The sequence below is a fragment of the Aeromicrobium sp. 50.2.37 genome (genome assembly GCF_024655735.1).
Taxonomy (GTDB): Bacteria; Actinomycetota; Actinomycetes; order Propionibacteriales; family Nocardioidaceae; genus Aeromicrobium.
Window position 1 is genome coordinate 15,807 of the sequence record NZ_JANLGG010000017.1, and the last position, 13,298, is coordinate 29,104.

Genomic DNA, 13,298 nt, shown 5'->3' on the forward strand with positions numbered 1-13,298 from the left:
GGATCGTGGGCGGCCCTCGTCGTCGTGGGGCGGCAGGCGGCACCAAGGCGCCGACGCCTCCGGTCACCTGCGGGTCCAGGAGAGCTCCGCGGGGTCAGCCCGCGGGGTTCTCCTCGGCCTCGTCGGCCTCCTCGGTGGCCTGCTGCTCGGCGCCGTCGCTCGGCGGGGTCTCGGCGACGTCGGCGTAGCTGGCGTTTCGGGCGACGACGGGGACGGAGATCTCGACCTCGCCCGCGTCGGAGTGGTTGTGGTTCTGGTGGGGTTCCGGGCCGACGGGGTGTGTCGCACGGGGGAGGCGGGCGTGCTCGCCGGCTCGACCGATGGTGAAGAGCTGGCGGGGCGGGAGCTCGACGGAGGTGGCCGGCTCGGCCGTGACCGACCCGGAGCCGCCGAGCGGCGCGATGGTGACCGACTCGAGCGTCTGCGCGGCATCGGTCGTGTTGAGCATGCCGGCGGAGAAGGCGAGCGTGTCGTCGCTGCCGGCCACGAGGAGCGCGTTGTAGAGCTGGACGTCGCCGGTGCGCAGGTTGGCGCCGACGCCGGGCTGGTACTGCTGGTTGGTGGCGGCGCCACCCCCGGTGCCGCACGCCGAGAGGCCGAGCGAGGCGGCGAGGATCATGCTGGCGGCCGTGAGACGGCGCGTGCGAACGGTGGGCACCGGGCACCTGCTTCTGCGTCGGGGAGGGTCGTCGTGCGGATCATATCGGAGCGCGGCGACGCGCCGTGGTCCGACCCCGCGTTGCTCGGAGCGGGCGGAACCTACCGCTCGGGGGCCTGGAACGCCCGGAATAGTCGTCCGTGGCGCGTGTTAAACTGATCACCTACGAAAGGTGCCGCGTTTATGACTTTCACTGTCGGCGAGACGGTTGTGTACCCCAATCACGGGGCTGCAGTCATCGAAGACATCGAGAAGCGGACCATCAAGGGGGAAGAGCGGGACTACCTGGTCCTGCGCATCGTTGCCCAGAACGACTTGGTGGTTCGTGTTCCTGCCTGCAACCTCGACCTCGTGGGCGTCCGCGACGTCGTCGATGCCGACGGCCTCGAGCGCGTGTTCGGCGTCCTGCGTGCCGAGCACGTCGAGGAGCCGACCAACTGGTCGCGTCGCTACAAGGCGAACCTCGAGAAGCTGCACAGCGGCGACGTGCTCAAGGTGGCCGAGGTCGTGCGCGACCTGTGGCGCCGTGACCACGAGCGGGGCCTGTCGGCCGGCGAGAAGCGCATGCTCGCCAAGGCGCGTCAGATCCTGGTCTCCGAGCTGGCTCTCGCGGAGAAGACCAACGAGGACAAGGCCGAGCTGCGGCTCGACGAGGTCCTCGCCTCCTGAGCTGATCGATCCTCGACGGCCCTCGCCCTTCCGGGCGGGGGCCGTCGTCGTGCAAGGGCGTGCTCAGCCTCGCGCGACCAGGGCGGTGGCGATCGCGGCCACGCCCTCACCGCGCCCGGTGAGACCGAGGCCGTCGGTCGTGGTGGCGGAGATGCTCACCGGTGCGCCCACGATGGCAGACAGGTGCGCCTGGGCCTCGTCGCGTCGCGGCCCGAGCCGGGGCGTGTTCCCGACGACCTGCACGGCGACGTTGAGCACCCTGAACCCTGCGTCGGCGAGCAGTCGCACGGTCTCGGTCAGGAAGGTCGTGCCCGATGCCCCCGCGAACCGGGGATCGGCCGTGCCGAAGCGTGACCCGATGTCGCCCAGGCCCGCGGCCGACAGCAGCGCGTCGACCATCGCGTGGCTCGCAGCGTCACCGTCGGAGTGACCCTCGAGCCCGGCGTCCTCGCCCGGCCACTCCAGACCGGCCAGCCACATCGCGCGGCCGGGCACGAGGCGGTGGACGTCGGTGCCGATGCCGGTGCGCAGGTCGGGCAGGGTCATGGCTGCATCCTGCCAGGCGCCGGAGCGGGTGACGTGGCTACCAGCGCGAGGTGTCGGCCGGGAGCTTCTTCGAGCCCGGGCGCATGACGTACACGACGCCGCCGCTGCCGCCGAGCCAGGCACGCTCGAACTGAGCGCGGGAGTAGGTCCGACGCACCGACCCGTTCGACGGGGCCGCCGGGTCGTTCACGACGACCCGGCCGTCCGCCGTGAAGCCGCTGATGATGAGCAGGTGGCCCGGCGTCGACGAGATCGGCGCTCCGGTCAGCTCGCCGCGCTTGAACGCCACGGAGGCGACCAGCGGGATGCCGGCCTTGATGAACGCCTCGGCGTCGCGGAGGTCGACCATGCGGGTCACGAAGGAGTCGAGGCCGTAACGACCGGCGTAGGCGGCGCTGAACGGCCAGTTCCCGGTCCCCCGGTAGCGGTAGTCGTAGCTGTACCGGGCAGCGTGGTCGACCTGGCCGTCGGCGCCCTTCGTCCAGCTGTAGTCGCCCTTCTTGGGTCCCGAGCCGAAGTAGCGGAGCACCATGGCGACCGAAGTCGGCGAGCACCAGGCCTCGCCTCCGCCGCCCCACTCCGGGTGGTGTCCGCGATGGGTCATCTGCGAGAAGCCGGGGACGGCGAGCGTCTTCGTCTTCGTCATGGTCGTGCGGCTCGTGGCGGTGCGACGTGTCGAGTACGAGGCCGCGACACCGCTGACCGACTCGATCTTCGGTGTCGCCGTCGCCCTGGGGGCCCGCACGAGGTCGAGACGCAGCTGCCACCCCGAGAAGGTGCGAGACCCGTTGGCGCGCAGGGTGTCGACCGCCAGCGAGGTGAGGTCGTCGCCCTGGCTGGTGCCCGAGGCGCGACGGATGCCACCGGTTCCGTACGACCAGGTCGCGACCGTGTCCCAGCTGCCGACCTTGGACCCGTCCTTGACGCGGGCGAGGACGCGGACCCAGGTGCCGTTCGGCATCGACGCGCTCCACGAGGGGACGAGCGTGCGGGCTCCGAAGCCGGTGGTGGTCCAGGGGGAGGTCCAGCTGCCGTAGGTCCAGCTCGTCTTCTTCTTGGTGCCGTAGGGGTCGGTGTAGGTGAGGGTCCGCCGGGGCGAGGCCAGCACGAGCGCGGATCCGGACATCTTCACTCCGTCGAACGTGCCCTTCTTCAGGTGGGCGGCCGTCCACCACCGATCGGTCCGCACGCGGTCGCCGGCGGCCTGCGAGGGGGCGGCGGGAAGGAGCAGCAGTGCAGCGGCGACGGCGGTCAGGACGGCCAACGGTCGACGAGCAGCATGCCGAAGGGGAAGAGGCATCCTCCGAGGGTAGGTGACGCCTGGGGTGCGTGGGGCGGTTGTGGCGAATCCACGTGGCAGGAACGGTGCCGCCGGGCCGATAGGCTGCGGGGGTGAGCCTGCGCCTGTACGACACCGCCACCCGGCAGCAGCGCGACCTCGACCCGGTCGTGCCCGGCAAGGTCGGCATCTACCACTGCGGCCTCACGGTGCAGGGTCCGCCGCACATCGGGCACATCCGCAAGGAGGTCGTGTTCGACGTCCTGCGCCGGTGGCTCGAGCGCGCCGGCTACGACGTCACGATCGTCGCGAACGTGACCGACATCGACGACAAGATCCTGGCCAAGGGCGAGGAGCAGGGCCGACCCTGGTTCGCGGTGGCGTACGAGAACGAGCGGGCGCTGCACGCCGCCTACGAGGTGCTCGGCTGCCGCCCGCCCACCTACGAGCCCCGGGCCACGGGCGTCGTGCCCGAGATGATCGAGCTGATGGAGACGCTGATCGAGCGCGGGCACGCCTACCCGGCCGCGGACGACTCGGGTGACGTCTACTTCGACGTCCGTTCCTGGGCCGACTACGGCGAGCTGAGCAACCAGAGCGTCGACGACATGCAGGCCGCGCCCGACGCCCCCGCCGACGGGAAGCGCGACCCGCGCGACTTCGCCCTCTGGAAGGGTCACAAGCCCGGCGACCCGGAGTCGGCGTCGTGGCCCACCCCGTGGGGACGTGGGCGCCCCGGATGGCACCTCGAGTGCTCCGCGATGGCTGCCAAGTACCTCGGCACCGAGTTCGACATCCACGGCGGCGGTCTCGACCTGCGCTTCCCGCACCACGAGAACGAGATCGCCCAGTCGCGTGCCGCCGGACAGCCGTTCGCGCGCCTGTGGATGCACAACGCGATGCTCAATCTCAGCGGCGCGAAGATGTCCAAGAGCGTCGGCAACACGCTCATGGTGAGCGAGGTCGTGAAGCGGGTGCCGGCCATCGCCCTGCGCTACTACCTCGTGGCGGCGCACTACCGCTCGATCATCGAGTTCACCGAGGAGTCGCTCGCGGAGGCCGCCGTGGCGTTCGAGCGCATCGAGGGCTTCGTGCGGCGCGCCGACGAGACCGTGCGCGCGGCGGGAGGCGACGTGGAACCGGGCGAGGTCGGTGAGGCGTTCGCCGCCGCCATGGACGACGACCTGGGCGTGCCGGCGGCGCTCGCGGTGCTGCAGGCGGGCGTCACGCAGGGCAACACCCTGCTCGCGTCGGCGACCGACAGCCCCGAGCTGCGCACCGTGCTGGCCACGGTCCGCGCGCAGCTCGACGTGCTCGGGCTCGACCCCCTCGGCGAGCACTGGACGTCGGCCCAGGGTCCAGGGTCGAACGCTGCCGAGGGTGCCCTGGCACCGCTCGTCGACGCCCTCCTCGAGCAGCGCCAGGAGGCGCGCTCTGCGAAGGACTTCGCCACCGCCGACCGAGTACGTGACCAGCTGGCTGCGGCCGGCATCGAGATCGAGGACACAGCGCAGGGCCCCCGATGGTCCGTGCAGAGCTGGTCCGTGAAGGGACGATGATGGCCGGCAACAGCCAGCGCCGAGGCGCGATCAAGAAGACCGGCAAGGGCAACCCCACCGCCGGGTCGGGTGGCCGACGCCGCAAGGGCCTCGAGGGCAAGGGCCCCACGCCGCGTGCCGAGGAGCGTCCCAACCACAAGGCGTACAAGATGGCGCGCGCCACCGACAAGCGTGAGGCCGCGCGCCCCAAGCGCAAGAACAGCGACGGTGGACCGGAGTGGGTGGCCGGACGCAACAGCGTCGTCGAGCTGCTCCGTGCCAAGGTCCCGGTGGCCGGGCTTTACATCGCCGAGGGCGCCGAGCGCGACGAGCGGATCCGCGAGATCTTCAAGCTGGCCGCCGAGCAGCACGTGTCGCTGCTCGAGATCGGCCGCATCGAGATGGACAAGCTCACCGGTGGTGCCGTGCACCAGGGCGTGGCCGCCAAGCTGAACGCCTACGACTACGCGCACCCCGACGACCTGCTCGCGCGTGCTGCCGAGCAGGGCGTCCCGCCGCTCATCGTCATGCTCGACGGGGTCACCGACCCCCGCAACCTCGGCGCCGTGGTGCGCTCGGCATCGGGCTTCGGAGCCCACGGCGTGGTCATCCCCGAGCGTCGGGCCGCGCAGATGACGGCCGCCGCCTGGAAGACGTCGGCCGGGGCGGCGGCGCGGGTTCCCGTGGCGCGTGCCACCAACCTGACCCGTCAGCTCAAGGCCTACCAGGAGGCCGGACTCATGGTCGTCGGCCTCGCCGCCGACGGCGACGTGGCCCTGCCGGACCTCGACCTCGCCGACGGTCCGCTCGTCGTCGTGATCGGCAGCGAGGGCAAGGGCATCTCCCGCCTCGTCGGCGAGACGTGCGACCAGATGGTCTCGATCCCCATGGCCTCGAGCCTGGAGAGCCTCAACGCCGGTGTGGCCGCGGGGATCGCGATGTACGCGATCGCGCAGCGTCGGGCCTGAGGTTCGGCCCGGGCCCGGGCCTGCGGCTGCGCTGCCTCGGCTCGTGGTGGAGGTGGGCTCCGAAAGGCCGCGACGGAACGGGGGCGCCGGGCTCCTCCGAGCTTCCCGGCCGCAAGTCCGCGACATGAAGGCGCAAGATCGATCCTTCCGTCAGGAATCGTCCACACGTCTTCGAAACGCGCGTCTTGGACGGTTGCGGGGCAGTCGGACCCCTTTTGGTGCCCCGAAGGTGTCCGAAACGGGGTGACGGCCCGGGGGCCCGGTCGGGGCGCTGGGTCCGCTCCGGTCGAGGCCCTTTCGGAGGCCACCCAGGGCGCCGGCCGAAGCAGCGCTGCCGCGGGTCCCCACGTTGTGGCCAGCTACGGGGCAGTCGGACCCCGGTTCCTGCCCCGGAAGTGTCCGAAACGGAAGGACTGGTCAGGCGTCGTAGCCCTGGGGGTTCTGCGACTGCCAGGTCCAGGTGTCGCGGCACATGTCGTCGACGGTGCGCGAGGTGGTCCAGCCCAGCTCCTGCTCGGCCTTGCTCGGGTCGGCCCAGAAGGCGGGCAGGTCGCCAGGACGACGATCGACCACGTCGTAGGGGATCTCGCGTCCGCTGGCCCGCTCGAAGGCGTGGATCATCTCCAGCACCGACGTGCCCTGGCCGCTGCCGAGGTTCCAGGCGTGCACGCCCGGCTCGTCGGCGAGGATCGCGTCGAGGGCGACCACGTGGCCCTCGGCGACGTCCTGGACGTGGATGTAGTCGCGCTCGCACGTGCCGTCCGCCGTGGGGTAGTCGCCGCCGAAGACCGAGAGCCGCTCACGTCGACCCACCGCCACCTGGGCGATGAACGGCACCAGGTTGTTGGGGATGCCCTGCGGGTCCTCACCGATGCGGCCGGACGGATGGGCGCCCACCGGGTTGAAGTAGCGCAGGAGCGCCACCCGCCACGCGGGGTCGGCCGCGGCCACGTCGGTGAGGATGCGCTCGGTCATCACCTTCGTCTGGCCGTAGGTGCTCGAGGAGTCCAGCGGCTCGAAGTCCTCGACGTAGGGGACCGGTGCCTTCTCGCCGTACACCGTGGCCGAGGACGAGAACACGAGCGTGCGCACGTCGTGGGAGCGCATGGCCTCGAGGAGGGTGAACGTGGATCCCATGTTGTTGGCGTAGTACTCGAGCGGCTTCTGGGTGCTCTCGCCGACCGCCTTGAGCGCGGCGAAGTGGATGACGGCGTCGAACCCGCGTGCCAGCACCGCATGCGTCGCCGTGCGGTCGGTCAGGTCGACCTCGTGCAGCGCGACGTCGCGACCGGCGAGCTCGCCCACGCGGCGCACCGCCTCGGCCTTGCCGTTGACGAGGTTGTCGACCACCTCGACCTCGTGGCCCTGCTCGAGGAGGGTGAGGACGGTGTGGGAACCGATGTAGCCGGCACCGCCGGTGACGAGGACACGCATGCCGCCACGCTACCCAGGGAAGGCACCGACGCGCGGAGCCGCGGTTCTGCAGGCAGGATCGTCGCATGACCTGGTTCTCGTCGAAGCGTTCGTCGTCCGCCGTCATCACGGCCGACCGGGAGCAGGTGTGGGCGGTCCTCACCGACCCCGACGCCGTCGCGGACATGACGCCCCTGGTGCGGAGCATCGAGGTCGACGGCGACCACTGGCGCTGGTCGATGGACGAGGTGCCTGGCCTCGGCGTGAGCATCGCGCCGGCCTTCACGGTGCGCATGGAGTCCGACGAGCCCAGCCGACTGTCCTTCACCCACGACCCGCCGGAGGGCGAGCGTGAGCGAGCCGGCGTCGAGGGGGTCTACACGCTCACCGAGCACGAGCAGGGCACCCTGCTCGACATCGACCTCGAGGTCCGGGTGGACCTGCCGCTGGCCAAGATCGCCAAGCCGGCCGTGAAGACGGCCATGGACGGGGTGCTCGCGACGATGGGCCGCGGGTTCGGTCGCGCGCTGCTCGACCGGCTCGACGCCGACCAGGTCGACGCCTAGGTCCCGCGAGGGCCTCCGTCAGGCGGCGGTGCGGCGCAGCGTGCTGATCGAGTCGTCGGTGCAGGTGTCCCAGAAGCCGCCGACCGCGTCCTCCACGTGGGCGAAGGAGTCCGCCGCGAACAGCACGTCCTGGTAGTGGGTGATGTCGTAGTCGGTGGTGCCCATGGCCACGACGTCAAGCGGCTTGATCGTCATGGCGCGGAACTCCTCGATCTCGCCGGGGCTCGACAGGATGCCGGCGCCGAATGCCTTGAGGCCGTCGGGCTCGTGCACCACGCCGAACTCGAGGGTGAACCAGAAGACCCGGCTGACGAACTCGAGCGCCTCGGCCGTCTCGACGCGCCGGGCGGCCTGGCCGGCGGCCTCGTACAGGCGGGTGAACCGGGGGTCGGCGAGCGTGTTGCCGTGGCCGACGACCTCGTGCAGCACGTCGGGCTCGGGTGTGTAGAGCGGGACGGAGTGGTGGCGCACGTACTGGGTGGCCCAGAAGCCGTGGTCGGCCAGCGCCCCGTAGAAGTCGCGCAGTGGCACGAGCCCCGCGGCGGGGCGGTACCGGAAGCCGGTGATCGGCTCCAGCCGGTCGGACAGCTCCTCGAGCTGCGGCACGCGGTCGAGCGGGAGGTCGAGGGCGGCCTTGCCGTCGAGGAACTCGCGGCAGGCGTAGGTCTCGTGCTTGGCGAGGAGGTCCTCGCTGACGACGCGCCACACCTCGTGCTCGGCGTCGGTGTAGGGCGCCTCGGGGGCGGGCTCGCCGGGCTGCCAGCGGTGGGCGAGCGTGGCCAGCAGGTCGCGCCGCTCGCGGTACTCCGGGTCGTTCAGCCCGGGATGGTCGGCGCCCAGCTCGACGGACATGCGGCCGTCGTCGGTCTGCGTGACCGGGGCGAAGTACTGGCCTTCCTCGAACATGGATCCTCCTGACCGCGGACAACCTGGTGGGGGTCCGCCATGGGTGGAGCGGTGCCGGGGTGAGGCACGCGCCGATGACGCAGCGATGTGGTGCTGGTCACATCCATCCAACCACGGGCCCACGCGGACGGAAAGGTCGCGGCGCTACTCGCCCGTGCTGCCGTCGATCGCCTCGCGCAGCAGGTCGGCGTGGCCGTTGTGGCGGCAGTACTCCTCGATCATGTGCACGACGATCCACCGCAGGGAGATCGGCTCGCCGGTGCGCCGGTCGCGCCGCACGGCGACGGTCTCGAGACCGTCGGGCGCCGCGACGAGCAGGGCGTCGGACCGCGCGACGGCCGACTCCCACAGCGCCGCCGCGGCGTCGGGGTCGGCTGCGGCGGGGCGCCAGTCCCAGTCCGGGTCCTCGTGCCACGGCGCGCTCGCCCACGGCTCGACGGGGTCGGAGCCGTCGAGCACCACGCCGAACCACCAGTCCTCGACGTACGCCAGGTGCGTGAGCATCCCGCCCAACGTCATGGTCGACGGAGGGTGCGTCGCGGCCAGCTGGTCACGGGTCAGCCCCTCGAGCTTCCACGCGAGCGTGCGGCGGTGGAAGTCCAGGAACCCCCGCAGCGTCGACATCTCGTCACCCGCGAAGGGTGGGTCCGGTCGGCCGTGCTCATCCGCCGCCCGGGGCCCGGCACCCCCGCCGTGCTCATCGTTGGTCACGGCCCACCTCAGCACGAGGCCGGGGAGCGCGGCAAGGGGTGGTCAGCGACCGAGGAGGCGGCGCAGCATCCCGCCGCTGCGCGGCTCGTCGGGATGCCCGGCGCACCACTGGTCGTCGGGGACCATGGCGCGCACCTGGGCGACGTGCTGGCCGCAGCCGGCCCAGGTGGTCTTCGAGCAGGTGGAGCAGGTCACGGGTCGGCACATGTCGGTACTCCTGGGTCAGGCGGTGGTGGGTGCGGGCTCGTCCTCGGGCGCGAACTCGCAGAACGCCTCGTAGGCGCGGGCGCCGTGGATGGTGGCCGGCCCGCCGTGCATGAGGAAGGTGACGCCGATGGCCTCGGCGGCCTCCTGCCGGGTCGCACCGGCGCGGGCCGCGGCCTGGGCGTGGGAGGCGATGCAGCCGTCGCAGCCCTCGACGACACCGATGGAGAGCGCGATGAGCTCCTTGGTGCGCGTGTCCAAGGCGCCCTCGGCGAACGCGGCCTTGTGCAGGGCGCCGAAGCCGGCGTAGACGTCGGGCACGGCCTTGCGCAGGGCGCGGTGCAGGGGTGACAGCTCGTCGAGCACGGCCTTTCCGTGGGTCATGACAAACTCCTCTCCATCCCCTAGGGGGGATGCTGTCGACCGTAGCACAGATCCCCCAGGGGGGTTGTATGCTGGGGGGCATGCACCTGGAGCCCGAGGACACCAAGGCCGTCGCGCTGCGCATGAAGCGCGCCCACGGCCACCTGGCCAGCGTCATCCGCATGCTGGAGGAGGGCGCGGAGTGCGAGGACGTCGTCACGCAGCTGGCCGCCGTGAGCAAGGCCCTCAGCCGCAGCGGCTTCGCGCTCGTGAGCACGGGGATGCAGAAGTGCGTCACCGAGGGCGAGGACGTCGACGTCGCCCGGCTCGAGAAGGTCTTCCTGTCGCTCGCGTGAGGCGTCCTACCCGAGCACGCGCTCGAGGTAGGGGTTGGAGAACACGCGGTGCGGGTCGAGCTCGTCGCGGATCGCGACGAAGTCGTCGAAGCGGGCGTACCGACCGCTGAGGTAGTCGGACCCGAGGGTGTGCATCTTGCCCCAGTGCGGTCGCCCCTCGTGCGCGGTGAACACGTCCTGCGCGGCCGCGAAGTACGTCGTCGGGTCGAGCCGGTGGTACTGGTGCACCGCCACGTAGCAGTTGTCGCGCTCGTGCCCGGTCGACATCCACACGTCGTCGGCGGCCGTGAACCGCACCTCGATCGGGAACGACACGGTCTCGTGCCCCGCGCCGAACCACCGCTGCAGCGACGCGATCACCTCGGGCAGGGCCGCCCGCGGCATGGCGAACTCCGACTCGCGGAACCGGACCCGCCGCGGGGAGACGAACACCTCGTGCGAGTGGTCCACGTACTCGCGGGCCGACAGCGCCGACCCGCTCACCTGGTTGATGCGCGGCACGAGTGACGGCACGCGCCGGCCCACCCGGTTGGCCACCTCGAACAGGCCGTTGCTCAGGAGCTCGTCGTCGACCAGGTGCCGCACCCGTCCCACCGGTGCACGCTCGGAGCCGCCGGGCACCCGGTTGTTGCGCTTGACCAGCGCCTTCTCCGTGTGCGGGAACCAGTAGAACTCGAAGTGGTCGTTCTCCTCGACGAGCTCGGGGAGCCGGTCCAGCACCTCGGGCAGCGGCATCGGCTCCTCACGGGCGTGCAGCAGGAACGCCGGCACGCACTGGAGCGTCACCTCGGTCACGATGCCCAGCGCGCCGAGCGTGACGCGGGAAGCACCGAACCACGGGTGCTGCTCGTCGATCTCGACGACGTCGCCGTCGGCGGTGACGAGCTGCACCCCGACCACCGCTGCGGAGATGCCGTGCAGTCGGTGGCCCGTGCCGTGGGTGCCGGTGGACACCGCGCCTGCCACCGACTGCGGGTCCACGTCACCGAGGTTCGGCAGCGCCAGCCCCAGCGCGAGCAGGCGTGGGTTGAGCGCGTGCAGAGTGATGCCGGCCTGGACGCGGACGCGCGAGGTGGAGGGGTCGTGACCCAGCACGGCGTCCATCCTGTCGAGCCGCAGCAGCACCCCCTCGGTGGCCGCGATCGGCGTGAACGAGTGGCCGGCGCCGTAGGCCTTGACCGGCAGGCCCTCGGCACGCGCCGCGCGCACCGCCTCGACCACCTCCGGCGTCGACGCCGGGTGCAGCACCCGCCTAGGGTGTGCTCGGACGCTGCGGGCCCAGTTCTGCCACAGCACGCTCATCGCGCCGCCCACCCCACGCTCATCCGAAGTTCTTCCCTTCTCCGCGGTACGTGGGCACCGTCTCGGCACGGCCGGCGTCGTCGACCAGCGTGACCGCGTCGAAGCGTTCGCACATCTCGCCGGCCTTGGCGTGGCGGAACACCACGCGGTCGCCGATGCGCAGGCCGCGGGCCGCCTTGCCCTTCACCGGGGTCTGCACCTCACCCACGCCCTCGGTGCCGAGGAGCGTGAGTCCCTCCGGCCACACCGGGGTGGGCATGCGGTTGGCCTGCGCCGGCCCGGAGGCCGTGTAGCCGCCGGCGAAGCACGTGGCCACGTCCTTGGCGGGCCGGCGGACGACGTCGAGCACGAAGTAGGCGGCCGGGTGTGCCTCGAACGCGTCGTAGCCGTCGAAGAGCGTGGGGGTGAACAGCCCCGAGCCCGCCGTGAGCTCGGTGATGGCCGGATCGGCGCCGGTGACCTCGAGGCTGCCGGTGCCGCCCGCGTTGACGATCTCGAGGTCGGCGTGCTGCGAGACGGCCCGGACGACGTCGCCTCGGCGGTGCGCGAGCTCGGTGCTGGAGATCCGCTTCACCATCCGGACGGCCGGCGACGTGTCCGGCAGCCCCGCGACCTGCGCGTCGTAGAACATGACGCCCACGAGGTCGAAGCCCGCGTGGGCGCTGACGGCGCGGGCGAGGGCGCCGGCCTGCTTGGCCGAGTGCACGGGCGAGCGGCGCACGCCGAGGTGGATCGGGTGGAGCCCCAGGGCGCCAGGACGCAGGGAGGCGTCGACGTCGAGGCACACGCGCAGCTCGGGGTGGGACCCTCCGACGAGGGTGTCGACGACCCGGAGGGCCTCGACCGAGTCGATCATCAGGGTGATCGCCGCCCGGCGCCGTTCGCCCTCGATGCTGCGCTCGGTGAGGAGGAGCAGACCCGCGCGGTCGACGGTCGGGTAGGCGAGCAGCACGTCGTCGGTCACGCCCTGGTCGACCAGCCAGCAGCTCTCCGCCAACGAGTAGGACATGACGCCGGCGAAGCCCGGACGGTCGAGCGTGCGCTCGATGACCGACCGCACGCGCACCGACTTGCTGGCCACGCGGATTGGCACGCCGGCCGCGCGCCGCACGAGGTCGTCGGCGTTCGCCCACAGTGCCGGGGCGTCGAGCGCGGCGAGGGGGGCCGAGAGGGGAGCGGTGGCCGAGAGCAGGCGTGCGAAGGGTGCGCTCACCCGCTCAGGATGGCACGACCGGGAGGGTCAGCGGGAGGGTCCGGACGCAGGCTCGTGATCAGTCGCCGAGCAGGGGGCCGAGCAGGCCGTCGAGCAGGCCAGGCGTCGCGCTGGGCGACGGGGCGGCGCTCGACGGGGCGGGAGCGGGGCGCTGCGTGGTGGCCGCCGGTCGGGGCGCGCTGGTGCGAGGAGCCGACGTGCGGGGAGCCTTCGACGGCGCCGACGTCGCGCGGCTCGACGGCTCCGGGTCGGCCGGTTCGTCGGTGTCGTCGGACGACTCCGTGGGTCGCGGCGTGGGCGACGGCGTCGTCGTGGGCGGCGACAGCGAGGTGGTCGGTACCCCGGCCGGCGCGTCGCTCGCGCTCGAGCGGTCACCGCCGCCCGTGGCGGACACGAGGGCGACCGTGCCCACGGTGAGCATGGCCATCACCGCGACGGCAGTGGTCAGGCTGACGGTGCGGATGCGCATGGGGTCCTCGATGATCGACGGCGTCGTCCACCGTAGAGGAGGACGTGCACCCCTGTCTGTGACGGCAGTCGCCCTACGATGGGTCGGTACGCCTCCGTAGCTCAGTTGGTAGAGCGCCTCACTTGTAATGAGGATGT

Annotated in this window: 16 protein-coding genes; 5 read left to right on the forward strand and 11 right to left on the reverse strand. The window is 71.9% G+C overall.

What is annotated here, in order from left to right; genetic code table 11:
* Positions 1–94: 94 nt before the first annotated feature.
* A complete protein-coding gene (locus tag NUV38_RS10500; protein ID WP_257729076.1) occupies positions 95–658 on the reverse strand; it encodes a hypothetical protein in 564 nt (187 codons plus the stop codon).
* Positions 659–841: 183 nt separating this feature from the next.
* On the opposite strand from NUV38_RS10500, the gene NUV38_RS10505 reads away from it, so the two are divergent.
* Complete coding sequence (locus NUV38_RS10505) at positions 842–1,327, forward strand: CarD family transcriptional regulator (protein WP_055963243.1); 486 nt, start codon at positions 842–844, stop codon at positions 1,325–1,327.
* A gap of 63 nt (positions 1,328–1,390) precedes the next feature.
* On the opposite strand, the gene ispF is transcribed toward NUV38_RS10505, so the two are convergent.
* Both ispF and NUV38_RS10515 read right to left on the reverse strand, forming a co-directional pair.
* A complete protein-coding gene (gene ispF, locus NUV38_RS10510; RefSeq protein ID WP_257729077.1) occupies positions 1,391–1,873 on the reverse strand; it encodes a 2-C-methyl-D-erythritol 2,4-cyclodiphosphate synthase in 483 nt (160 codons plus the stop codon).
* 37 nt (positions 1,874–1,910) lie between these two features.
* A complete protein-coding gene (locus tag NUV38_RS10515; protein ID WP_257729078.1) occupies positions 1,911–3,173 on the reverse strand; it encodes a peptidase C39 family protein in 1,263 nt (420 codons plus the stop codon).
* A gap of 92 nt (positions 3,174–3,265) precedes the next feature.
* Between NUV38_RS10515 and cysS the strand changes: the two genes are divergently transcribed.
* Positions 3,266–4,711 (forward strand): cysteine--tRNA ligase, encoded by a 1,446-nt coding sequence (gene cysS, locus NUV38_RS10520; protein ID WP_257729079.1) that lies wholly within the window; start codon positions 3,266–3,268, stop codon positions 4,709–4,711.
* Complete coding sequence (gene rlmB / locus NUV38_RS10525; RefSeq protein WP_257729147.1) at positions 4,711–5,658, forward strand: 23S rRNA (guanosine(2251)-2'-O)-methyltransferase RlmB; 948 nt, start codon at positions 4,711–4,713, stop codon at positions 5,656–5,658. The genes cysS and rlmB overlap by 1 nt, the downstream gene beginning before the upstream one ends.
* A 417-nt stretch (positions 5,659–6,075) precedes the next feature.
* Here the strand turns inward: rlmB and galE are convergent, their stop codons facing one another.
* Positions 6,076–7,092: a UDP-glucose 4-epimerase GalE gene (gene galE, locus NUV38_RS10530; RefSeq protein ID WP_257729080.1), complete on the reverse strand. Its 1,017-nt coding sequence runs from the start codon at positions 7,090–7,092 to the stop codon at positions 6,076–6,078.
* 65 nt (positions 7,093–7,157) lie between these two features.
* Between galE and NUV38_RS10535 the strand changes: the two genes are divergently transcribed.
* Positions 7,158–7,637 (forward strand): CoxG family protein, encoded by a 480-nt coding sequence (locus NUV38_RS10535; RefSeq protein WP_257729081.1) that lies wholly within the window; start codon positions 7,158–7,160, stop codon positions 7,635–7,637.
* 18 nt (positions 7,638–7,655) lie between these two features.
* Here NUV38_RS10535 and NUV38_RS10540 read toward each other — a convergent pair whose 3' ends face one another.
* The 4 genes from NUV38_RS10540 to NUV38_RS10555 all read right to left on the reverse strand — a co-directional run bounded on the left by NUV38_RS10540 (position 7,656) and on the right by NUV38_RS10555 (position 9,842).
* A complete protein-coding gene (locus NUV38_RS10540; protein ID WP_257729082.1) occupies positions 7,656–8,543 on the reverse strand; it encodes a phenylalanine 4-monooxygenase in 888 nt (295 codons plus the stop codon).
* A 144-nt stretch (positions 8,544–8,687) separates the two neighbouring features.
* Positions 8,688–9,254, reverse strand: coding sequence for a DinB family protein (locus NUV38_RS10545; RefSeq protein WP_257729083.1), 567 nt, complete (start codon positions 9,252–9,254; stop codon positions 8,688–8,690).
* A gap of 42 nt (positions 9,255–9,296) precedes the next feature.
* Positions 9,297–9,461 carry a hypothetical protein gene (locus NUV38_RS10550; protein WP_257729084.1) on the reverse strand — a complete coding sequence of 55 codons (165 nt, stop codon included), beginning with the start codon at positions 9,459–9,461 and terminating at the stop codon, positions 9,297–9,299.
* Between the two features lie 15 nt (positions 9,462–9,476).
* On the reverse strand, positions 9,477–9,842 hold the full coding sequence (locus NUV38_RS10555; RefSeq protein ID WP_257729085.1) for a carboxymuconolactone decarboxylase family protein: 366 nt from the start codon (positions 9,840–9,842) through the stop codon (positions 9,477–9,479).
* Between the two features lie 80 nt (positions 9,843–9,922).
* Here NUV38_RS10555 and NUV38_RS10560 point away from each other — a divergent pair, with 80 nt between their 5' ends.
* Positions 9,923–10,177, forward strand: coding sequence for a metal-sensitive transcriptional regulator (locus NUV38_RS10560; RefSeq protein WP_055963293.1), 255 nt, complete (start codon positions 9,923–9,925; stop codon positions 10,175–10,177).
* Between the two features lie 6 nt (positions 10,178–10,183).
* Here NUV38_RS10560 and NUV38_RS10565 read toward each other — a convergent pair whose 3' ends face one another.
* The 3 genes from NUV38_RS10565 to NUV38_RS10575 are packed head-to-tail and all read right to left on the reverse strand — an operon-like array spanning position 10,184 to position 13,161.
* A complete protein-coding gene (locus tag NUV38_RS10565) occupies positions 10,184–11,479 on the reverse strand; it encodes a D-arabinono-1,4-lactone oxidase (protein WP_257729086.1) in 1,296 nt (431 codons plus the stop codon).
* 19 nt (positions 11,480–11,498) lie between these two features.
* Positions 11,499–12,692, reverse strand: coding sequence for an alanine racemase (locus NUV38_RS10570; protein WP_257729087.1), 1,194 nt, complete (start codon positions 12,690–12,692; stop codon positions 11,499–11,501).
* Between the two features lie 58 nt (positions 12,693–12,750).
* Complete coding sequence (locus NUV38_RS10575) at positions 12,751–13,161, reverse strand: hypothetical protein (protein WP_257729088.1); 411 nt, start codon at positions 13,159–13,161, stop codon at positions 12,751–12,753.
* Positions 13,162–13,298 lie beyond the last annotated feature (137 nt).

Coding starts and splice junctions, on each gene's coding strand:
- galE (WP_257729080.1), bottom strand. CDS start 7,092: ATGCGTGTCCTCGTCACCGGCGGTGCCGGCTACATCGGTTCCCACACC.
- NUV38_RS10505 (WP_055963243.1), top strand. CDS start 842: ATGACTTTCACTGTCGGCGAGACGGTTGTGTACCCCAATCACGGGGCT.
- NUV38_RS10555 (WP_257729085.1), bottom strand. CDS start 9,842: ATGACCCACGGAAAGGCCGTGCTCGACGAGCTGTCACCCCTGCACCGC.
- NUV38_RS10565 (WP_257729086.1), bottom strand. CDS start 11,479: ATGAGCGTGCTGTGGCAGAACTGGGCCCGCAGCGTCCGAGCACACCCT.
- NUV38_RS10515 (WP_257729078.1), bottom strand. CDS start 3,173: ATGCCTCTTCCCCTTCGGCATGCTGCTCGTCGACCGTTGGCCGTCCTG.
- NUV38_RS10540 (WP_257729082.1), bottom strand. CDS start 8,543: ATGTTCGAGGAAGGCCAGTACTTCGCCCCGGTCACGCAGACCGACGAC.
- NUV38_RS10550 (WP_257729084.1), bottom strand. CDS start 9,461: ATGTGCCGACCCGTGACCTGCTCCACCTGCTCGAAGACCACCTGGGCC.
- NUV38_RS10575 (WP_257729088.1), bottom strand. CDS start 13,161: ATGCGCATCCGCACCGTCAGCCTGACCACTGCCGTCGCGGTGATGGCC.
- NUV38_RS10560 (WP_055963293.1), top strand. CDS start 9,923: ATGCACCTGGAGCCCGAGGACACCAAGGCCGTCGCGCTGCGCATGAAG.
- rlmB (WP_257729147.1), top strand. CDS start 4,711: ATGGCCGGCAACAGCCAGCGCCGAGGCGCGATCAAGAAGACCGGCAAG.
- ispF (WP_257729077.1), bottom strand. CDS start 1,873: ATGACCCTGCCCGACCTGCGCACCGGCATCGGCACCGACGTCCACCGC.
- NUV38_RS10535 (WP_257729081.1), top strand. CDS start 7,158: ATGACCTGGTTCTCGTCGAAGCGTTCGTCGTCCGCCGTCATCACGGCC.